This window comes from Amycolatopsis pigmentata, from assembly GCF_042684065.1.
GTDB lineage: Bacteria > Actinomycetota > Actinomycetes > Mycobacteriales > Pseudonocardiaceae > Amycolatopsis_E > Amycolatopsis_E pigmentata.
Window position 1 is genome coordinate 74,494 of record NZ_JBHUKR010000002.1, and the last position, 20,525, is coordinate 95,018.

The window sequence follows — 20,525 nt, forward strand, 5'->3', positions numbered from 1 at the left end:
ACGCGCTCTGCGATCACGGCGGTCTTGTCGGCGACGCGTGAAAACTGCCGCCGACAACGAGATTCCAAAAGATCCTGTCGATCGGCTCCGAGCCCAGGACCTGAGGACGTCGAGGCACTCGAACCCAAGGCTGAAGAACGGGCAGAAGACGATCTGGCACACGTCGGTCTTGAGTTGACCAGCGTCGCGATGCCCGGGCTCGACGGACACCGGGCGGCGACGACGTGCGCCGCCGGCGATGCTCGCGGATCATCGAGCCCACCGGCAAGGAAGGCTGACAGCCGACGTTCAAGCGACGCCTGCTGGCGATCCCCAGGCACGCGGGGCTCAGATCCGCGGCGCCGCTGCCCGCGTCGGCAGTCAGCACTTCCAGGCCGATCAGAGTGATGGGTTCCGGGAGTCGGGGAGCCTCCAAGGAAGGTCTCGCGGAGCTTAGGCTCCTGCCAGCCACCGCTACCAGATTCAAATCCAGACCAGGGTTCCTCGGCTACTCACTGGCCGCACCCGCGATCGCGTCGATCGCTCGGTCCCCGCTCAGCCCGGCCGACCCACTGCCCAGGCGAAAACCGGCGGCGTGCGGCGAGCCGCCTCGGAGGTGCGAGACCTGTTGGTCTCGTTGAGCGCCGCCATGAGCTCTTCCTGGGCGTCAACGAGCAGGGCCAGGACGCTCGGGTCGAACCACCCCGGGCGGAACCCGAAGAGCAGGTCTTCGATAGCGGTGTTGCCGCCCGCCCCAGGCGCGAACGGACACCCACCGAGCCCCCCCAATGCACCATCCAGCATCTCCGCGCCGGCAGCGACGGCCGCGCACGCGTTCGCCACGCCTTGACCCCATGTGTCATGACCGTGGAAGACGATGCGGCGCTCCGGCGATTCCGCCCGCACACGGCCGACCAGCGCACTCACCTCAGCAGGGACCGCCTGCCCGAGGGTGTCGCATAGAACGATGTCATCGGAGCCGATCGCGCGAGGATCGTTGGCGATGGCCAGGACACGGTCAGGGTCCACCGGCCCGTCGAACGGACAACTGAAGCTCGTGGCAACGCACAGCTGGATCCGTCCCCCAACCGACTTAACGAGCTCAGTCGCCTCGGGCAGTGCCGACAAGCTGGTTTGAGTATCGCGCCTGAGGTTGGCTTGGTTGTGCGCGTCGCTCACCGACAAGCAGTACTGCAGATTCCGTGCGCCAGCATCCAGGGCCGCGCGTACGTGTCGCGGAGTCGCCACCCACACCCAGCAGTGCGACAGTTCCTCTTGGGTCAAGGCGGCCACCACCTCAAGCGTGCCGGCCATCTGCGGAACCAGGTCGGCGTTGGCGAGGGAACCGATCTCCACCTCGGGGACCCCGGCTCCCAGGAGTGCGCGAGCGAGCGCAACCTTATGGTCGACCGGGAGCACCGCGCCCGACAATTGCAGCCCGTCACGCAACGTTACGTCGCGGAAAGTGGTCACGCCAGTTCACCCCTCCGGATGCTCGGTCGGCTCCGGGAGCGACCGCGTCAGGACCTCTTGGTTGTGCTCACCCAGATCAGGCCCCAAAGAACGTATCGGCAGCGAGCGTCCACCGATGACCGGTACGACACCGGGGAACCCCACGCGACGCACTCCTGCTCCCGTGTCGATGTCGAAGTACTGGATCATGCTGCGGGCCGCGTACTGACTGTCGGCTGCTATGTCGGCAGCGGTGGCGATCGGCCCTCCTGGGACGCCTGCCGCCAATAGCGTCTCGAGCACCTCAGAACGCGGACGTGCAGAGGTCCATTCCTCGATCGCGGCGTCGAGTTCTTCGCGCAGGGCCCAGCGTCCCGGGTTTTCAGCGAGGTCCGCGCGACTCGCCAGGTCAGGACGGCCAATGGCGTTCATGAACCGCAGGAAGACGCCGTCGCCGTTGCCGGCGATGACCACGCTTGATCCGTCGCTACACCGATAGGCGTTGGACGGGGCGATCCCCTCAATCCGCCCGCCGGTGCGGTGACGCTCAATCCCGTAGGCGAAGTGGTCGGGCACGAGTGACTCGGTTACCGAGAGGACCGACTCGCTGAGGGCAACGTCGACAATCCGCTCAGCGAGCGGCAGGCTTGGCGAGTCCGGGTCCCGGGCTTGGTGGAGCAGCAGCACCAGGGCGCCGAAGGCGCCATAGAGACCCGCGAGGGTGTCGCCGATCGACACGCCGGTACGAGCCGGCGGCCGGTCTGGTTCGCCGACGAGTGCGCGTAGTCCTCCCACGGCCTCGGCGACGGCGGCGAATCCCGGCTCGGCTGCAAGTGGGCCGTTCTGCCCGTACGCCGAGATCCGGACTAACACGATGCCTGGCCGCGCATCATCAAGCTGCTGCGGGCCGAGACCCCACCCCTCGAGGGTCCCCGGACGGAAGTTCTCGATCACCACATCGCTGCGCGACGCAAGGTCGAGGGCCGTGTGGCGACCGGACTCGGTGCGCAGGTCGAGCTCGACTGATCTCTTGTTGCGGTTAACGGCCCGGTAGAGCATCGAGGTGGTACCCGAATAGAGACGCCAGCTGCGCAGTTCGTCACCTACGCCAGGGCGCTCGACCTTCACCACCTCGGCGCCGAAGTCAGCGAGTAACCGGCCCGCAGTAGGCGCGGCTATGTAGTTGCCCAGTTCGAGGACGCGGATTCCCGCCAGTGGCAGCGAACGGGAGATCATGCTCGCTCCCCGGTTTGACTACGGGCGAGGTCCGTCTCCTGGGTGTTGCGCTCGCGTGGGAGGCGGGCCTTGGCGATCTTATTGGTCTCAGTCAGTGGCCATTCAGTCACAAATTCGACATATCTGGGCTGCTTGTAGGGAGGTAGCCGCTCGGCGCACCAGGCACCGAGCGTTTGCGCAGTGGCATGTGCACCATCAGCGAGCTGCACGAACGCCTTGATGTCTTCCTCGGAAAGGTCGGAAGGCACACCAACTACCGCAGATGCGGCGACTGCAGGATGCGCATCAAGGACGGACTCGACCTCCGCGGGAGAAAGATTCTCGCCACGTCGACGGATCAGCTCTTTGATCCGCCCGGCGAAGCTGAATCGGCCGTCGGCGTCGCGTCGTACGAGGTCGCCAGTGTGCAGCCATCCGCCGCGCAGCAGCAAAGCTGTCTCCTCGGGCTGGCCGGCGTAGCCCGGCGTGGTCGCAGGGTTGCGTAGCTGTAACTCGCCAACCTCACCGTCGGACAGTTCTTCGCCGGTGACCACATCGACCACACGCGCCTGGTTCACGGCTCCGAGTCGAGGGTGTTGGCGGGGCCGTCCCATCGTGCCGCGCGCGTCCGAGTCGTCTCCGGCGTTGATGAGGCCGTACGGTGATTCGGACTGGGCGTAGCCGATCACGAGGCGGAAACCGAACCGCTCCTCGATCGCCACATGTCGAACAGGGTCGGGGGCTGGCGCGGAGTAGCAGAGACGCAGTTCGTGTCGCCGCTCCTCCGGGTGGGGCGGCTGAGCCATCAGCATTTCCAGCATCGCGCCGATCGTGTTGACGACCGTCGCGCCATTGTCACGCGCCTGTTGCCAGAAAGTGCCGACGGAGAAGCGTGGGAGCAGTACCAGGCGGGCGCCACATCCCCACGACCCGAGGGTCGAGTATGCCTGCGCGTTGAGGTGCGCCAGCGGCAGCGAGGTCATCAGCACGTCGCGTTCGGTCAGACCCAGCCAGAAGGGGAACCCTTCAGCGGCCATCGTGTACATAGCGTGGGTCTGAATGATGAACTTCGGCTTGCCTGTGCTGCCGGAGCTCTGGATGTACGCCGCGTGGGTACTCGGAACGACTGTTTCCACTTCCACGGTCGTCTCGTCCGGGAGTCTGAGCGTCGGCGCGACGAGCTCGGCGACAGTGGTATGAGGCAGCAGGTAGCCGTCGACCTCGAACCCAGGCTCGGCGATGAGTAGTGCCGGGTTCGCGCCGTCGAGAACCGCGGGGAGTTCTGTCGCAGCCGCGCGTGGGTTGACGGGCACGGCAACGGCCCCAGCCAGTGTGACGGCCATCCAGGCTCGGATGAACGCGAGGCCGTTGGGCTGCACGATCGCGACGCGGTCTCCGGCTGTCACGCCGCGCCGACGCAGTGCGCCGGCGCCGGCGAGCGCGTCGGCGTATATCTCGGCGCGGGTCGCCTCGCCGTCTGGAGCGGAACACCACGGCCGGTCGGACCAGCGGTGCACGCCGTCGAGTAGGAAGGTGTGCAGGTCGAGGATCTCGGTGCTCAATGGGCTGCCCTGACTGCGGGGACGGGGTCGATGCCGACCTGGCTAAGCCAGGCGTCCCGGTCAAAAAGGGTCTGCACGGAGCAGACTTGCCCGTCCTCGATTCGGATGACGGCGACCCCAGGGACTTCGAACGCTCGTCCGTTGCCAGCATGAACAGTCCCTTGCCAAGCAAGCTCGCCAGTGAAGGCCCCGCTGAAGACCACCTCGACCAGGACACGGTCCCTGGTCACTGCCGGTGCGCAGGTGAGACTCATCGATAGATCGCTGAACGTCTCGTTGACACCCAGGAAGTGGGCAATCGCCGCTTCCCTGCCGCTGGCGGCTTTGGCCCGGAATAGCGACTTCACCTGTACGTCATCACTGAGGACCGCTGCGAGAGCGGCCGTGTCGCGAGACTCATGGGCGGCGTACCAACGCTCAAAGACCGACAGGGAGTCGGTGCTGTCAGATCCGCTCACTGCTCTCCTAAATCGCATACGTTTCGAGAAACGTATGCGGTTCAAGGACCGCTTGTCAAACCAGAAGGCACCGCTCAGGACTAAGGATCGTGTACGAAAATGGTGGCGTTGTTGTAGGATGTCACACCAGGGGCCCACCTAACACGCTAGGAGCGAGATGCCGACCGCATCGTTTGAGAGCGCCGCAGACTCGGACATCGAGCCGCAGATTCGTGACCCCGAGCTCCGTCGCCACAGGGCGATGGAGCAGGCCGATGTCAGCGCTCCGGGCTCGCTGCTGGCAGACGATCCGTCGTACACGCACTCCGACGCGAGCACCGACGGGCGCCAGTCGTACATCGCCAGGGTCGCGGACGGCGCCTACAACTACGGAGCCATCGCCCTAGACACCTACGAGGTGCGCGCGCTCTGCAGTGACACCGCACTCGCGTTCGGCGACCTGAAGATGACCGCACAGGTTCGCGGGGCTCACACCAACATCCACAACCGAGGAGCAGCAGTTTGGGTCCGCCGCGACGGAAATTGGCTCCTGACGGCGTACCAGCCCACACCCGCGCGCTCACTCTGACCGAAATGGCAGCGCACCTCAGCACCTCCATTGGTCACTCGACACCCGATCGGATCGAGGTGAAGGGCTTAGACTTGGCGAACGCCCTCATGGGCGAAGTCGACTTCGGCAGCGTCTTCTTCCTTCTCGCCGCCGGACGGCTGCCCGCCATGGGTGAGGCACGGCTCTTCAACGCGATCCTCGTCGCCCTTGCTGACCACGGTCTGACCCCAAGCGCCTTAGCAGCCCGGCTGACCTACCTCGGGGCACCCGATGCCGTCCAGGGAGCCATCGCCGCCGGGCTCCTGGGGGCTGGCTCAACCTTCCTCGGCGTCTTCGAAAACGTCGGCCGTTTGCTGCGCGCCGCGATGCCCGCTTCGACAACAAGCGAAGCGGAGCTGGACGCGATCGCCGTCCGGCTTGTCGCCAAGCACGAGGAACTAGGCACACGACTACCCGGACTCGGGCACCCTGTGCACCACGGCGGCGATCCGCGGACGCTCAGGCTCATCGAAATCGCCGAAGAAGAAGGACTGCTCGGCCCGCACATCCGGCTCATGCTCCGCGTCCAAGCCCACGCCGCGGCTGGGGCAACCCGACCACTGCCCCTCAACGCGGGAGGCGCCAGCGGCGCACTGCTCTGCGACCTCGGCATCGCTACCCCAGGCTTGCGAGGGGTCGCACTCGTCTCTCGCGCCGCAGGCCTCGTCGGACACGTCCTCGAAGAAGCGTCCGCCCCGATCGGACGTTGGCTGTGGGACACCGCCGAGAACAGCGTCACCTACGTCACCCCTCGATCCTCGGACCCAGCCGACAAGAGCGTCCCCGAGAACTAGAGCGCCACGAGAACAGGAGCAACGAGTGGACTTCACCGAAGAGCAGTCGGCCGATGTGGTTGTGGCAAGCTTCGAAAACACCACCGACCCACGGCTGAAGGAGGTCATGAGCAGTGCCGTTCGCCACCTCCACGCCTTCGTGCGCGAGGTACGCCCCACCAACGCCGAATGGATGGAAGCGATCGAGTTCCTCACTGCCGTAGGTCAGGCCTGCACAGAGACCCGCCAAGAGTTCATCCTCTTCTCAGACACGATGGGCGTTTCCATGCTCGTCGAGACCATCAACGGCGCAGCCGGCAGCCTCCCCGAGTACGACGAAGCTCTGGCGCCTACCGAGCCCACTGTTCTCGGACCGTTCCACATGACCGCCAGTCCAGAACGACAGCTAGGCGACCTCCTCAACGCCACCGGAGACGGGACGCCCCTGGTCGTCGAAGGCCAGGTCACTGACATCTTGGGCAACCCCCTCCCAGGCGCCCGAGTCGATACCTGGCACGCAGACGGAGCGGGCTGGTACGACGTCCAGCCAGAGGGCGGACTGCCTCTCGGAACCGGCCGGGGAATCTTTACCGCCGACGCCGAGGGCCGCTACTGGTACCGCACGGTCCTGCCTCGGTACTACCCGATTCCAGTCGACGGGCCAGCCGGCGCGCTCGTCGTCCGAGAGGGTCGTGAACCATATAGGCCGGCTCATCTGCACTTCATTGTCGAGGCCGAAGGGTTCCAACCTCTGACGACCCATGTGTTTGTCTCCGACTGCGAGTACATCGAACGAGACGTCGTGTTCGCCGTGAAGAGCAGCCTGATCCGCGACTTCACCCAGGTCGATGACGCAGCCGAAGCCGAGCGGTACGGCGTCACCGCACCGTTCCGCCGCGTGCGATTTGACGTCGTCTTGGTGCCATGCGGGGACTAAAGGGTCCACCGGTTGTGGCAGACGGTCGCATCGGCTGGCGGGGCAGTGCGGCGCGGCTCGGCGCTCACCGGACTCTCGAAGACCTCGCAGTCCACCAGCGCGTTCTTCGTGCCATCAAGCCTGGCGAGGTAGTCGTCCGGGTTGACGCCGCTGCAGTCAACCGGAGCGACGTACTCAATGCGACGGGTGCCTTTCCGCAGGTCGAAACCGGTCGCGTGCCCGGCCGCGACTTTGCGGCCACTGTCGTCGAAGGTCCGGACGAGCTTGTTGGGACCGAGGTATGGGGCACGGGCGGCGGTGACCTCGGCCTAGCCAAACACCGGGGCGCCTCTGACATTGGTGTCGTCCGCGGATCGTCCCGGGTCGACGCCGCAATGATGCAGACCATGCTATCGATCTCGACCGAGGAGGGCTGGAGGCATCACTCCGCGCGGCCGGGGTCCACAATGTCAACGTCGCGGTCGACTGTGTGGGCCGCCAATTACCGACAGCATTGTGAACGTCCTCGCGCCGGGCGGTCGGCTCTGTCTCCTCAACGCTCCATCGGGCGGCGAACTCCGCATCGAAGACATCGAATTCTACCGACGTGCTCTGCGCATTTCAGGACTGAACACACTGACCTACGATTCCGTTCGGGCAGTCAAGATCCTCTGCAAGGTCGGGCCTGTCGGTTCCGGCTGAAGACTGGACCGGAGTTGACAGGGCCAGCGCTTCGCGGTGGTCACCTGCGACCACCGCCCATCGCCCGGACCTATCCCCTGGCCGCGGTCGCATCCGCCTACGCCGCAGTACAGGGTGGTTCAACGGGAGGACGCGTCGTCCTCCTCCCGAGCGTCGATGGTCCATACTGAGACAATGACGTCGAGACAACCTGAGGGAGAGGTCTCCAACTCGGCTTCAGAACTGGCGTACAAGGTTCTGCTCGGCGGAATTGCTGACGGCACGTACCCTCCAGGGACGTGGGTGCGCGAGCCGGCCGTGATGGCTGCAACCGGGGTGAGTCGCACCCCCGTGCGCGAGGCTCTCAACAGACTCCAGGCCGAGGGAGTCGTCGAGCTGCACCGCCACCGAGGCGCGCTCGTCATCGGCTGGACCGCAGAGGACCTCGACAACCTCTTCGACCTCCGACTCGCGCTCGAGGGATATGGCGCCCGGCGAGCCGCTGAGCGCGGCTCGGCTGAGCAGTTGAAAACACTGCGAAAGCTCTGCGACGTCATGGAGGAGCTCCTGCCATCGGCCGGCGAGTCAGAGCTCCAGCGCCTCGGCGAGCTGTGCGTGGAGTTCCACACCGAGTTGAGTCGGGCCTCAGGCAACCGACAGTTGGCTGCGCAACTACCGCGGGTCCTATCCCCGCCATTTGTCAGCGAGGCTTTTCACCACCACACGCTCGCTGAGCTCGCGAAGTCCTTCGAGCACCACCGCGAGCTGGTACAAGCGCTCGAAGCGCGCGACAGCGAGTGGGCCGAGGCCGTAATGAGGGCACACCTGCGGCACGGGCGACAATCGCTGCACCGAATGGAGGCGGACCGGGTTTGGATGCTCGGCGAAAGCTCTTCGTCGGGAAACAACGATGCCGCCGTCGAGCCCGGCCTCGCCGAGTAAACGAGGTCTTCATCTAGCCACGCGTCTCGGGCCTCGCATGCGGGCCGACTCGATCAGCTCGCTGGTCGTCTGCCGTCTCATCAGGCGACGGTCAGGCGCCATGCGGTTCAAAGGCTGGCCGGTGGGTTGCGACGGGTGCGGGCCGAAGCAAGGTAGTCGCGGCGCTGTAAGTGATTGGAGCCACGGCCCCTAGAACTTCGCCCGAACCGGGTTCGGTTGGACTCGGCGCGCCAGAGACCGCGGTATACGTAAGGACCCGGTGAAACTGTCCGGAGAAGCTGAGGAAGCTCCCGAGCGAATCGGAGCGAACGCCGACTGCCTCCCAATAGCGGGGCGCACGGCCTGGCAGGAGGTCACGTCGCTCTTCCACGACAAGGAGCTCCGAGTCGAGTTGGGCGACCGGCCACGCACCGGCGGTGAAGGCCGACGGCTCGCCGGGAGCGGCTTTGAAGAAGGCGTTCTCTTGAGCCGTCAGGAGCTGACGGGCTTGCGCGAAATAGTCCGCCGGGTGGTCCCGGTAGAGCTCGGCGTAAGTGTCTTCCCAGTCGGCCAAGGACTCGAAGCGGTGGAGGTGCACAATCTGCTCAGCGGCTCCTGCGACGGTCTCGAAGTAGGAGACGGTGTGGCTAAGCAGTCGCCGCATGGCGCTGGTGCCAGCAAATTCCCGTTGCAGGTCCCAGAACCACTCCGCGGCGCCGGGTCGCAAGGTGTAGGCCCGTCGTTCCAGAATCACGGTGCTCCTTCTCGGTAGGTACGAAGCCGACCAGGTCGCTGCCTCCGCCGGTCCGCGCTGCCGGATCGACGTCGAGGTCGTTGACAACCAGTGAAGATCACGCTGGTGCGCCGCCGATTATTGCTGTCATCTCATCGGCGGCCGCACGCAAGACGGATCCCCTCCGCGCGAGTTCAGCCTCCTCCAGTCTGCTGGACAGGTCTCCCCAGATCATCACCAGGAACGCGACCTCGCTGCGTGCGCCGAACACCGGCGCCATGATCCCTCGGACCCGAGTCGGAGCTAGGCCCACTGTGCGGGTGGGGTCGTACTCGTCAGCCACCGCGCGGATGTGCTGACGCAGGACAGACATAGATAACGCCGAGCGTCCATGACTCATCTCGAGTGCCAGCGCATCCATTCGATCGTCGGACGTGACCGACGTGGCGTACCCGCGATCCCGCACGTCATCGAGCATCGCCAGGTAACGCATTCGATCCGCAGCAGTGGCGTCGGCTCCGAGGTTGCCGAGCCAACGCTCACGGAGCGCGTCAGAACCCCAGGCGGCATGGACACTGCCCAGTGGGGGAACGAACGGCGCGCGGTACCCGACGCGGGAAGCAAGCTCCCCGGCCGACGACGCGCCATAGGACGAGGTGACGACGACCTCGTCACCGAGTCGGACGATCGTGGTGACCTCGGAATTCACCTCGGTGGCCAGGTCCGCTAGACGCTGGCGTACCAGGTGGACCGCGCGCATGTGGTCGACGAGTTCTGCTTCGCCGGAGAGCATTGGCCCCGGCTGGAACGAGCCGTACCCACCGCGGAAGAAGAGCAGCGGGAGCGTGGGGTGCTCGACCGAGAGCTCTCGGACGCGACCGAGGACGATGTCGTGGTCGCCTCCGTCAAAGACGTCCTGCCGCGCGCACTCGATCGTTGCCACGCAGCCGGTCAGCACCGGGTTGCCGAGCCTCGACATGTGCCAGTCGAGTCCCGCGAACTTGTCCTGCTTCCGAGACGCGATCAGACGGCACACCTCGTCCTGGTGGGCACCCAGCACGTTGACGCAGAAATTGGTCAGAGGCTGCATCGAGGCCCACGACGCCGAAGTCTTCGACGGCATGAAGGACACCAAAGGTGGTTCCATCGAGACCGACGCGAATGAGCCGACCGTCATGCCGGTCGGCTCACCACCCATGGTGAGCGCCGTGACGACTGCGACGCCCGTGGGGTATTGCGACAGCACGTGGCGGAAGTGCTCGCGGTTGACCATCGCTCCTACCTCGGCGCTCTTCGTGTCCACTCGTCCGCGGGCTGGCTGCGGATTCACCGTTTTTTGGTAGCTGGGTGGTCGGACGGCAAGTGCGGGCCGTGGCCGAAGAGCTTTTCGCGGAAGGTGCCCGGGCTGTAGGCGGTCTTATAGCGGCCGCGTTCCTGCAACTGCGGAATCACCATGTCGATGAACCGCTCGAGCCCCTCGAAGCTCAAAGTACGCGAGATGTTGAAGCCATCGAGATCAGTCTCGTCGGCCCAGGCAATGAGCTCCTCGGCGACCTCCTCGGCACTACCGATCAGGGGGATGTTGGTGCCTGAGAGCGCCTTGGCGTCCATCGCCTCTCTCAATGTCCACTGGTTGTGCTTGGTCATGTTCTCCATCACCGTGCGGTTCGCGTCGTTCTCCTGGAACCGCAACGGCTCGTCGAGCGGGTACTGGGACAGGTCGATGCCCATCGCACCCGACATGAGGACCATCAGACCCTCGATGCTCGCGTACTGCTTGTACTCCTCGTAACGAGCCCTTGCGGCCTCGGCCGTCTCGTCGACGAACACCGAGACGCCTGCGAAGACCTTCACCGACTGCGGGTCTCGGCCTTCCTCGGCGACGAGTTTGCGGAAAGCAGCGACCTGCTCGGCAGCCACTTGGCGCGAGGTGCCGTTGATGTAGATCCCTTCAGCGTGTCGCGCCGCGAAGGCTCTCCCTCGCGGTGAGGCGCCGGCCTGGAAGATGACCGGCGTTCGTTGTGGGCTGGTCTCGGTGGCATGGATTGTGCGGAAGCGGTAGTGCTCACCGCGGAAGTCGATTTCGTGGACCTTGGCCGGGTCGACGTAGATGCCCCGCTCCTTGTCCTTCCGTACCGCGCCCTCCTCCCAGGAGTCCTCCCAGAGCCGGTAGACCCCGTCGAGGAACTCGTCGGCCACGTCGTAGCGCAAGTCGTGGGAGCCGATGCCGTCACGGCCCATCGCTCGGGCACCGCTGTTGAGGTATCCGGTCACCACGTTCCAGCCCAACCGTCCCCGGGTCATGTGATCCAAGGTCGACATCCGACGCGCGAAGCTGTAGGGCATCTCATACGTCGCGTTGCCCGTGACGGTGAAGGCCAAGTCACTCGTCACGTGGGCCATTGCCGAGATCAGCACGACCGGATCGAGGATGGGACCCTGAGAGCCGTTCCGCAGCGCGGCGTCGACACTGCCGCCGTACACATCGGGGGTGCCGTGGACATCGGCAATGAAAAAGTTGTCGAACAGCCCGCGCTCCGCGAGGCGCGCGTACTCCACCCAGAAGTCCAGCGAGGTGTACTCGACCGCACGATCTCGGGGGTGGGTCCACAACCCGAAGGCCGCAAAGCTCGCATTGCACTGTTCCAGCACGTTCAGCCGGATCTGTTTAGCACTCACAGCACCCACCACTCACTTCCAGTCTCGGACTTGCAACACAGGTAAACGTCGGCGGACCCGCGGCCAGCTCAAGGGCGGGAATTACTGATCCGACACATCGATGAGGACCTTGCCGATGGCGCCCCGCTCGACCGCGTCGTGTGCGGCGCCGGTCTCGGCCAGAGGGAAGTGATGCAGCGGCACGCCCGCTTCCTCTCCAACCCGCAGCGCGCCAGCCGCCACGGCGGCCGTTACATCTGCGCTCCCGCGCGCGATGGCCTCGTCGCGGAGGAAATACAGAACGAGGTACTGATAGCGGAGGTTCTTGAAGTAGGTCTCGAAGATCGGGACCACGAACTCCTCACCGCCGTGCTTCGCGTAGATCGAGACTGTGCCACCGACCTTGAGGACGGCGAGATCAACAGCGTTGTTCTGAGCGGGCGCCACCTCAACAACCAGGTCGATACCCTCAGGTGCGACAGCGCGAATGGCTGCCTCCGTGTCACCTTCGCGGTAGTTCACCACGTGGTGTGCTCCGGCCGCGCTGGCCAAGGCGGCCTTCTCAGGAGAGCTCACCGTCGCGACGACAGTCGCCCCCGACCACCTTGCCAGCTGGACGGCGGCATTGCCGACCGCGCCGGCCCCACCTTGGACGAGAACCGTCAATCCATCCATCGTGCCGGGGCCCAGCCGGTCCGGCCCCGGGTCACCCACGGTCAGCGCTCGGTGAGCCGTCATGGCAGGAACGCCGAGTGCGGCCCCGAGATCGAAGCTTGCGCCTTCGGGAAGGTGGGCCACTCGCGTAGAGGGCTGGACTGTGTACTGTGCGGCCGTGCCATACGCCCTCTGATGCTGGGCGAGCATCAGCCACACGCGGTCGCCGACCGCGAAACCTTCCACCCCGGGACCCAGCGCGTCGACATAGCCCGCCCCGTCCTGGCCGGGCACCACCTCGGCGTAAGCAAGCGGGCGAACCCGGAACCGCCAATCCGTCGGATTGACGCCTGACCGCACGAGCCTCACGCGGACCTCGCCGGGCCCCGGCTGCGGGATCTCGCGTTCGACGACCGACAGAACAGACGACGGGCCTGGCTCGGTGTAAACCACGCTTTTCATCAAAGTAATGGACGACATAGCCCTGGATCGTACACGATCTCGGCCGAGCGTTACAGGCCATCGTCGACGTCTTCGCGGGATAAGTCCCTATGCTTCCGCGAAATCGTATACGTATAGCGCTTCTCGCAATGAAGGTCACACAGCGCCCAGAGAGCAGGCGAGCCGTATCCGGTCTCGTCCCCTAGCTAGGCCTAGTAGTGTGTCGCCGCTAGAAATGGCTGATGGTGCTGCAGGGCAGTCTGACCGCGCGTCGCCAACGACACGCTGACCACAGACCTCGACGAAGCCAGAGGCGCTCGCCTCCGGGACGGGCGCCTCAACCTGCCCTTCGACAGGGCGTCGCTACATATCAGTTGACCTGGAGTTCGCGGCCCTCCCAGTATGGCGCGCGCAGCTTGAACTTCTGCAGCTTGCCCGTCGCCGTGCGCGCCAGTTCGTCACGGAACTCGACGCTGGTCGGCGCCTTGTAGCCCGCCGCCTTGGCCTTGCACCACCTGATGAGGTCAGCCTCGGAGACCTCCTGGCCGGGCTCTAGCACGACCAGCGCCTTGATCGTCTCGCCCCACTTCTCGTGAGGGATGCCGATCACTGCAACCTCGGCCACCGCCGGGTGACTGAAGATCACGTCCTCGACCTCGATCGAAGAGACATTCTCGCCCCCGGTGATGATCACGTCCTTCTTGCGGTCGGCGATGGAGAGGTAGCCGTCCTCGCCGAGCAGGCCGCCGTCGCCGGTGTGGAACCAGCCGTCCCTAAGCGCGTGGTCGGACTCCTCCGGCTGCTCCCAGTAGCCATCGAGGACGACGTTCGATCGGGCCAACACCTCGCCGGTGGCGTGCTCGCCCTCTTCCTCCGAGGGGGCGTCGATCTTGAGGGTCACGCCGATGGCGGGCGCTCCGGCACGAGTGAGCTTGTGGGCCCGCTCCTCGGCCGAGAGGTCGTCCCACTCTGCGCGGGTGCGGTTGATGGTGAGCAGCGGGCTGGTCTCAGTGAGGCCGTAGATTTGGATGAACTCCCAGCCGAGCTCCTCCTCGACCCGCATCACGGTCTTCGTCGGCGGTGGGGCGCCGGCCACGATGATCCGCACCTTGTCACGGCCGGGGATCTCGCCTTCCCAGCTCTGCGCGGCCTCGAGGACGGCGGCCGCGACCGCGGGAGCTGCGCACATCACGGTCACGCCGTGCTTCTCGACGCGCCTAAGGATCTCGGTGCCGTCAACTTTGCGCAGCACGATGTTAGGTACGCCGAGCCCCGTCATCGCAAACGGCATCCCCCAGCCGTTGGCGTGGAACATCGGCAGTGTGTGAAGGTAGACGTCCCGGTCGGTGACGCCGGCATGCAGCGCGAAGGTGACCGCGTTGGTCCAGATGTTGCGGTGGGTGATTTGGACGCCCTTGGGTCGGGCCGTCGTGCCGGAGGTGTAGTTGATCGTGGCCGTGGCGCCCTCGTCGTGGGTCCACGGCATCGGCTCGGCGGCTCCTCCTTCCGACACGTCGGCAAACAGCTCCTCGTCGTTGCCGAGCACGTACTTGAACTCAGCTTCCACGTCCTTGAGCGAGTCGACCAGCTCGGGGTCGACGTAGAGCACCCGCGCACCGGAGTGCTCGACGATGTAGCGCACTTCGTCAGGACGGAGGCGGAAGTTCACCGGCACCAGCACCCGCCCGTAGCCGGCAACCCCAAAGAACGACGTCATCAGCCGTGCGGAGTTATGGCTGACCACGGCGATCCGGTCGCCGAAGCCGACGCCGAGCTGGTCGAGGTGGGCGGCCTGCCGCTTGGCCAGCTCACCCACCTCAGCGTAGGTGAGGTTGCCCAGCGACGGCGCCGGCTGCTCCGGCTCGTCGACGATTCCCACCCGGTCGCCGTACACCTGCACGGCGCGGTCTATGAAATTGGCGACGCTAAAGGGGACGAGCACGATTCCTCCTGAGCCGGTTGAAACGAGTGGACAGGCTGCCTGATCGGCGAGCACGCGAGGATGAGTCCGCGGGAGCGGACACCGTCACTCGAGGCGGGTGTTCTTCTTCCCCCCGCTGCCGCGGTAATGCAGGAAGTTGACCCACTCGTAGGCCGACGCAGCGTCGATGGTGAGGTTGAGCTGCTCGGCCACCCTTCGCTTCACGACTCGCTTCGTCATCGCAAGCGCATAGGCCGACTTGGCAAGCAGCTGCTGGGTCATGTCAGCCACAACGTCGTCAAGCCGCTCAGCGGGGACTGCGTAGTTGATCGCTCCCATCTGCGCGAGCTCCGACGCAGTGTAGGGCTTGGCGAGCAACAGGTACTCCATAGCCTTCGCGGGGAACATATGCAGTGGTACCAGTGCCGAGCCACCGTCGCCCGGGACGGTGTCGAAGCCGAAAAGCTTCTGCAGGTCCATGTGCACGTCGGCGACAACGGCATCCTCGCGAGCGACAATCAGGTCACAGCCGAACATGATGCTCTGGCTGAACCCGATGCAGTCACCGTTGACCTTGGCGATAACTGGCTTCTCCATCTCCGCCAACGTCTGATGAGTCAGTCGCACCCCCATGAATCCCTTCCACATCCAGTCTGGAAAGTCCACCGGCTGTGGATCGAGTGCGGAGCCTTCGGGGTAAGGCGGCGCAGGGAGGACCCAAGGTTCACCGTCAACGATGCCAGTAATGACTACAACTCTCACCGCATCGTCTTCGCGAAGACGAGCCAGCGCCCGTCCCAAGTCAAAATGAAGGTCTGCCTGAGAACCCTGCGCACTCAGCACCGCAATGCGCTCCATTGCCAAGAGCTTCACTGTTGCGACCGCATCCGCGATCTCAACCTCGACGGCCTCGAACGGCTCGTAGCCCGCATGAGTCATGACGTTCTCCTCAGCCCTTTCCCCTATTTGCCGCGCGAGCAGCTACGCTCGCGAACTCCCTTAGCGATCCCCTGTAGGCGAAGGCACAGACCCGACGGGCCGAAGCCAGCGCCCGGCCCGAGCCAGATTGGGGACCCAACCAGTCGAAGCTCGCCGCCGAGGGCGTAGGGGTGGACAACGTCGGCCCACCCCCTGAACCTTCGTCGCCGGGCTCACATGGGGTGCCCGCTCCGGACCGGACTCGCGGTCGACAACGCCTGAAGTCACGCGCCTTCTCCGACCAGCCAACACAGCGTTGTGGCCTCCGAGAAGAAGTCAATCGCATACGATTAAACCGTATGTGATGCGCAGACGCTTTGTCAACGGACCAAACTTGGTGTCTTCTTCTCAGAATCGTGTACGTTCGATCGTCAACGGCGCAGCCTCGCCACATGTCGAGGTCAACAAGCGCGGGCTTGAGCGTCATGCGCCGGGCCGCTGGGCACACAGGTGCCGAGCCATGGCAATGGGCCGTCGCGACAAGATGATGGGAGAACTTCACGAGGTGCCGGACCTGGCGGGTCGGCATGCCCGTCGTACGACGTTGCTGCAGCGGGTGTTCAGCGCGGTCGGGCTGGCCCTGGGCGGGCGGGCCGGTGCGCGGTTGACCAGACATCTGGCCGCATCGATCAGCCGGATGACGCTGCTGCGTATCGTGCGCTCGTTGCCCGATCCTGACCGGCCCACTCTCAGGGTGCTGGGTGTGTGGACGACTTCGCTCTGCGTCGCGGCCATCGTTACGGCACTTTGCTGGTCGACATCGAGTCCCACCGGCCGGTTGACATGCTCACCGACCGCACCGCCCAGACTCTGACCGCGTGGCTGCGCACCCGTCCCGGGGTTGAGATCGTCTGCCGAGACCGTGCCAGCGCCTACGCCGAAGCCGCCCACGACGGCGCGCCGGACGCGATCCAGGTTGCTGACCGGTGGCATATCTGGAACAACGTGGCCGTAGCGGTTGAACGCACCGTGGACTGCCTGGCCGCAGCCCTGACCGTCGTGGCCGACAGCCACACCGACGGCAACACGACCGAGTGCCACGGGCGCTCCAGCCTGGAGGTGCGACCCGTGGGGCCGGGCGAACGAACAGATCGATGAGCCGTGCGGAGCGCGTGAACGACACGCGGCCGTGCACGCCTTGCTGGCTGAGGGCGTGGCCATCAGGGAAATCTGCCGGCGACTCCGTCTCGCGCGCGGCACGGTCCGCCATTTCGCGCGCGCCGACACCTTCGAGGAGTTGTTGACCCGCAACGGAACCGGACGCCGCCCCAGCATTCTCGAACCGTTCAAGCCCTACCTGCACCAACGCTGGAACGTGGGCTGCACCAACGCCACCGCATTGTTCACCGAGATCAGGCTTCGGTCGCAGTCGCGCGCGAACCCTCACGTCCCCAGAGCCGGGCCACGGGAGGAGCCTTCGGAGTTACGTCGAGCTGCGGCTGTGCCCGCAATTCGTCCAAAGACCAACGCGTCCGTCAAACCTCCGCCGTGGTCGATCAGGTGGTTCCACACCGAACTGACCGCGCCAGCGGCGAAGAGTCCGTCTACCACCTCATGGCGAGATCGAAGCACCCTTGCATCAGCGTCGTGCCGAGGACCACCCGTCGTACTACCTAGGCTCGGCCAAACCTCGATGGCATACAGGCGCGACTTGTCCAGCGGAAGCAACGTGTCCGGCGCCCGCCCGAAAGCTGGGTCCACCTTTTCCTGAGTGGCGGCTTCGTAAGCAGCGATGGTACGACCCAGCACATCCCCGTCTGTGCCCATCAACGCAGCCAGCTCCTTGACCGTGGTCGCCTCAAGGATCCAACCGCGCTCGACCTCGGCTGAGTTGTCCCAACTCCACCGGTACTCATTGGGCGACCCCAAGCTTCCGCTCAAGGGACCCGCTCTGCGGGTCCCTTCGTCGAAGATGACCCAGGCTGGGAGTCTGGGGCGGTTCGGTCTGCCTGGCAGGTAGGTGGTAAGCGCGCGCAGTTGATCGTGCACCTCGAATCCTGTCTCATCGCAGAATCTGTGACCATTCGCATCCACCATGAGGTGGCCATGTCGCGGGAGTCGAATGGGAAACGGACTGGCAAACTCCGAGCTGACGTGCGCGAACCAGCCGAAGGAGCCGTACATGTGCCACGGTTCGGCGCCAACTGACTGGCCCATTCGAATGCCAGTTCCGGTATTGCGGCCGTGCCCAGCGGGCGCTGCGACCGGAAACGGTAGGTAGCTCTCGACTAGCACGGGATTCGCTTCAAAGCCGCCGCAAGCAAGGACCACACCGCTTGCCGCGCGGAAGGACTGGCTTCCGCACTCGACGCCGACGACGACGTCGTCTTCGACAAGAAGCCCGTCGACCTCTGTGCCCGTACGGACAGCGATGCCGCGGCGTCCTACCGCCGACTCAAGCCGCTTCCACAGTTCCTCGCCGCGACGACCGGATCCGCCGGTCACTACGCTGTAACGCACGCTTGAGCCACCCGGGAAATGCGGCCAGGCGGGGAACGTTGGCGGCAAGGGAGCAAGCGGCTCGAAATCAGCGCCTAGTTCGGAGAGCCAGAACGCCAAGTCGTGCAGGCCGTCAGCGTAGGCCTCGAGCACCGAGCGATCGGTACGCCCGAAACAAAGCGCATCCAGATGCTCGACGCATTCGTCTCCCGGGATGTCTAGGAGAACCCCTCCGCTATAGACAGCGTTTCCTCCGCCAGACGGCCCGCTCTCAAGAACCAGAACCTCAGCTCCAGCATCGTGGGCAGCAATCGCGGCGGCGGCACCTGCTGGTCCGTATCCGACAACAATAACGTCGACCATGGTCACGAAGGCCTTTCAGACGACGGCACTTTTTTGGGGCCGAACTCGACAAGCGATGGTCGGCAGCGGCGAGATTCAAGGCGGCGCAGAGGTCGATCGACTCGCGACGGACACCGTCGGGTGTCATCACGAAGGTCAAGCACGCGGGGGTGCTCGCCGGGCCGAACCTCTGAGACGTAGGCATAGCCGGGCGCGGCGCGACGCAAGGTGAGCCAGGCGTCCATGCCTCGCCTCTATTCTTGCCAGCGCTCGCGGATCCTGCGGCTGAAACACTCAGCTGACCGCTTCACGAAGCGATGACGTCCGCAACTGCGGCAGCTTATGGATCCCGCCCCCCTGCATGATCATGGCAAGTCGCGCCGGGTCCTGCAGGATGGCGATGTCCGAGGTTGGATCGCCATCGACCAGCAGCAGGTCAGCGAGATAACCCTCACGGACAAGGCCGAGTTCGTTATCCATCCCCATGGCGAACCCACCGAACTCGGTGGCGCACCTCAGTGCTTCGCTGGGCGTCATGCCGAACCAGTCAACGAACAGTTCCAGGTCGCGCGCGTTCTCCCCCGTCGGCGCAACACGGAATCCGTAGTCACCGCCCGGAACGATACGGATCCCGGCCTTCCACATCTTCGGGACGGCTTGGCTCAGGCTGTCGATCGTTCGCTGCGTCTCCATTCCCTCGGTCGGCGGATACTCAAGATCGTGGAGGAGCCCGTAGAGGATGCCCGGCGACGGCGCGACGAACACCTTGTCCTTCACTGAGGCAAGTTGCTCGATCGTCTCGTCATCAGCGAAGGACACGTGATAGACCGCACGGAACCCGTGGCGGATCGCCATCTGAATGCCTTCGGACGAATGTGCGTGGGCGGTCAGCCAGAGTCCCCGCTCCCGCGCCGCGTCGGCCGCTGCTGCGACCTCCTCGTCGTTGTAGACGAGCTCCCGCGAGGTGTTCTCGGCTTGTACGCCCCACGGGCCGAGACCGCTCTCACCGGTCAGCGGCATCTTGATGATGTCGACGCCCAGATCAGCCATCGAGTGCACCCAGTTACGAAGCCGGCTCGGTACCGACTCGCGGTCAGTGTGAAGTGGATGGGTCGGATCCAGGATGCTGAGGGTGGTCGACTCCCAGGAGGCGACCCGCAGACGAGGACCGGGCATCCACCCCTCGTTGATAGCCTCGCGAAGGCCGACGACTGCTGGCACGTTGCGATCTCCACCGAGATAGGCGCCCGTGAATCCATAGTCCAGCATGGTCTTCGCAGCATGCGCGACCATCAGGACCTTCTGCTCGGCGGTCGCCCCACCGCTCAACGTGTGGTGAACCGTGACCCCGCTTCCCAGATGCGCGTGCCCGTCGATCATGCCGGGCATGAGCGTGAGCCCGGTCCCGTCGATCGTCGTGGCATCCGGGCACGACTGTGGATCGATGTCGGCAGCCACGCGTGCGATGCGATCACCTCGCACCAGGACGTCGGCCACGAACGTCCTCGAGCCCGTGCCGTCGAAGACATGAGCATTCGTGATCAGCCAGGCTGCGGGCCTTGAATCATGACCGAGCATCAAATCATCCTCCTTGGATCGACGGCGCCACCTGCCGAGGATCGGCAGTCACGCCCGGCAGGTTTGCCACTCATTTGGTGACGATGCCTATGACGTCCAGACGGGCCGCTACTCACTGTCAACGGCACCGCCGGCCGGCGGCGCACCCTGTGGCACCCCGGTGAAGTCCCGAACATCTGCCTCGCCGTCCCTTAACTATATGTGAACTCTACCTCTTATGGTGAACGCTGTCGGT

General features: G+C 65.1%; 18 protein-coding genes and 1 pseudogene. 7 read left to right on the forward strand and 12 right to left on the reverse strand.

Annotated features, from left to right (window positions below):
* Positions 1-534: 534 nt before the first annotated feature.
* The 4 genes from ACFSXZ_RS00755 to ACFSXZ_RS00770 are packed head-to-tail and all read right to left on the reverse strand — an operon-like array spanning position 535 to position 4,666.
* Entirely contained in the window at positions 535-1,452 is a 918-nt protein-coding gene (locus ACFSXZ_RS00755; protein WP_378260116.1) for a hydroxymethylglutaryl-CoA lyase, read from the reverse strand.
* A 6-nt stretch (positions 1,453-1,458) separates the two neighbouring features.
* Positions 1,459-2,667 carry a CaiB/BaiF CoA transferase family protein gene (locus ACFSXZ_RS00760; RefSeq protein ID WP_378260118.1) on the reverse strand — a complete coding sequence of 403 codons (1,209 nt, stop codon included), beginning with the start codon at positions 2,665-2,667 and terminating at the stop codon, positions 1,459-1,461.
* Complete coding sequence (locus tag ACFSXZ_RS00765; RefSeq protein ID WP_378260120.1) at positions 2,664-4,208, reverse strand: AMP-binding protein; 1,545 nt, start codon at positions 4,206-4,208, stop codon at positions 2,664-2,666. Before ACFSXZ_RS00765 ends, ACFSXZ_RS00760 begins: the two co-directional genes overlap by 4 nt.
* Positions 4,205-4,666: a nuclear transport factor 2 family protein gene (locus ACFSXZ_RS00770; protein ID WP_378260122.1), complete on the reverse strand. Its 462-nt coding sequence runs from the start codon at positions 4,664-4,666 to the stop codon at positions 4,205-4,207. Before ACFSXZ_RS00770 ends, ACFSXZ_RS00765 begins: the two co-directional genes overlap by 4 nt.
* A 157-nt stretch (positions 4,667-4,823) precedes the next feature.
* On the opposite strand from ACFSXZ_RS00770, the gene ACFSXZ_RS00775 reads away from it, so the two are divergent.
* From ACFSXZ_RS00775 to ACFSXZ_RS00800, 6 genes and pseudogenes are all read left to right on the forward strand, one after another.
* The gene (locus tag ACFSXZ_RS00775) at positions 4,824-5,234 is read left to right on the forward strand and encodes a nuclear transport factor 2 family protein (protein ID WP_378260123.1); all 411 of its coding nucleotides are present in this window, start codon (positions 4,824-4,826) and stop codon (positions 5,232-5,234) included.
* Positions 5,235-5,239: 5 nt separating this feature from the next.
* On the forward strand, positions 5,240-6,049 hold the full coding sequence (locus ACFSXZ_RS00780) for a citryl-CoA lyase (RefSeq protein ID WP_378260125.1): 810 nt from the start codon (positions 5,240-5,242) through the stop codon (positions 6,047-6,049).
* A 25-nt stretch (positions 6,050-6,074) separates the two neighbouring features.
* On the forward strand, positions 6,075-6,965 hold the full coding sequence (locus tag ACFSXZ_RS00785) for a dioxygenase family protein (RefSeq protein ID WP_378260127.1): 891 nt from the start codon (positions 6,075-6,077) through the stop codon (positions 6,963-6,965).
* Positions 6,953-7,237, forward strand: a pseudogene (locus ACFSXZ_RS00790) (alcohol dehydrogenase catalytic domain-containing protein); the annotation flags it as partial. The gene ACFSXZ_RS00785 and the pseudogene ACFSXZ_RS00790, both read left to right, overlap by 13 nt.
* A gap of 223 nt (positions 7,238-7,460) precedes the next feature.
* Positions 7,461-7,646 (forward strand): hypothetical protein, encoded by a 186-nt coding sequence (locus ACFSXZ_RS00795; protein WP_378260375.1) that lies wholly within the window; start codon positions 7,461-7,463, stop codon positions 7,644-7,646.
* Between the two features lie 174 nt (positions 7,647-7,820).
* A complete protein-coding gene (locus tag ACFSXZ_RS00800; RefSeq protein ID WP_378260129.1) occupies positions 7,821-8,567 on the forward strand; it encodes a GntR family transcriptional regulator in 747 nt (248 codons plus the stop codon).
* 91 nt (positions 8,568-8,658) lie between these two features.
* On the opposite strand, the gene ACFSXZ_RS00805 is transcribed toward ACFSXZ_RS00800, so the two are convergent.
* The 6 genes from ACFSXZ_RS00805 to ACFSXZ_RS00830 form a co-directional block, all read right to left on the reverse strand.
* Positions 8,659-9,300, reverse strand: a complete 642-nt coding sequence (locus ACFSXZ_RS00805) for an NIPSNAP family protein (RefSeq protein ID WP_378260131.1) — start codon at positions 9,298-9,300, stop codon at positions 8,659-8,661.
* A 97-nt stretch (positions 9,301-9,397) separates the two neighbouring features.
* Entirely contained in the window at positions 9,398-10,609 is a 1,212-nt protein-coding gene (locus ACFSXZ_RS00810) for a flavin reductase (protein ID WP_378260133.1), read from the reverse strand.
* Positions 10,606-11,970, reverse strand: coding sequence for an LLM class flavin-dependent oxidoreductase (locus ACFSXZ_RS00815; protein WP_378260135.1), 1,365 nt, complete (start codon positions 11,968-11,970; stop codon positions 10,606-10,608). Before ACFSXZ_RS00815 ends, ACFSXZ_RS00810 begins: the two co-directional genes overlap by 4 nt.
* A 69-nt stretch (positions 11,971-12,039) precedes the next feature.
* Positions 12,040-13,053, reverse strand: coding sequence for an NADPH:quinone reductase (locus ACFSXZ_RS00820; RefSeq protein WP_378260137.1), 1,014 nt, complete (start codon positions 13,051-13,053; stop codon positions 12,040-12,042).
* A 349-nt stretch (positions 13,054-13,402) separates the two neighbouring features.
* The gene (locus tag ACFSXZ_RS00825; RefSeq protein WP_378260139.1) at positions 13,403-14,974 is read right to left on the reverse strand and encodes an AMP-binding protein; all 1,572 of its coding nucleotides are present in this window, start codon (positions 14,972-14,974) and stop codon (positions 13,403-13,405) included.
* Positions 14,975-15,058: 84 nt separating this feature from the next.
* Positions 15,059-15,892: an enoyl-CoA hydratase/isomerase family protein gene (locus ACFSXZ_RS00830; RefSeq protein WP_378260141.1), complete on the reverse strand. Its 834-nt coding sequence runs from the start codon at positions 15,890-15,892 to the stop codon at positions 15,059-15,061.
* Between the two features lie 744 nt (positions 15,893-16,636).
* Between ACFSXZ_RS00830 and ACFSXZ_RS00835 the strand changes: the two genes are divergently transcribed.
* Positions 16,637-17,029, forward strand: a complete 393-nt coding sequence (locus ACFSXZ_RS00835; protein ID WP_378260143.1) for a transposase — start codon at positions 16,637-16,639, stop codon at positions 17,027-17,029.
* Between the two features lie 285 nt (positions 17,030-17,314).
* On the opposite strand, the gene ACFSXZ_RS00840 is transcribed toward ACFSXZ_RS00835, so the two are convergent.
* Complete coding sequence (locus ACFSXZ_RS00840) at positions 17,315-18,733, reverse strand: FAD-dependent oxidoreductase (RefSeq protein ID WP_378260347.1); 1,419 nt, start codon at positions 18,731-18,733, stop codon at positions 17,315-17,317.
* Between the two features lie 273 nt (positions 18,734-19,006).
* Complete coding sequence (locus tag ACFSXZ_RS00845) at positions 19,007-20,290, reverse strand: amidohydrolase family protein (RefSeq protein ID WP_378260145.1); 1,284 nt, start codon at positions 20,288-20,290, stop codon at positions 19,007-19,009.
* Between the last annotated feature and the right edge of the window lie 235 nt (positions 20,291-20,525).

Coding starts and splice junctions, on each gene's coding strand:
- ACFSXZ_RS00760 (WP_378260118.1), bottom strand. CDS start 2,667: ATGATCTCCCGTTCGCTGCCACTGGCGGGAATCCGCGTCCTCGAACTG.
- ACFSXZ_RS00840 (WP_378260347.1), bottom strand. CDS start 18,733: ATGGTCGACGTTATTGTTGTCGGATACGGACCAGCAGGTGCCGCCGCC.
- ACFSXZ_RS00775 (WP_378260123.1), top strand. CDS start 4,824: ATGCCGACCGCATCGTTTGAGAGCGCCGCAGACTCGGACATCGAGCCG.
- ACFSXZ_RS00780 (WP_378260125.1), top strand. CDS start 5,240: ATGGCAGCGCACCTCAGCACCTCCATTGGTCACTCGACACCCGATCGG.
- ACFSXZ_RS00830 (WP_378260141.1), bottom strand. CDS start 15,892: ATGACTCATGCGGGCTACGAGCCGTTCGAGGCCGTCGAGGTTGAGATC.
- ACFSXZ_RS00800 (WP_378260129.1), top strand. CDS start 7,821: ATGACGTCGAGACAACCTGAGGGAGAGGTCTCCAACTCGGCTTCAGAA.
- ACFSXZ_RS00845 (WP_378260145.1), bottom strand. CDS start 20,290: ATGCTCGGTCATGATTCAAGGCCCGCAGCCTGGCTGATCACGAATGCT.
- ACFSXZ_RS00820 (WP_378260137.1), bottom strand. CDS start 13,053: ATGAAAAGCGTGGTTTACACCGAGCCAGGCCCGTCGTCTGTTCTGTCG.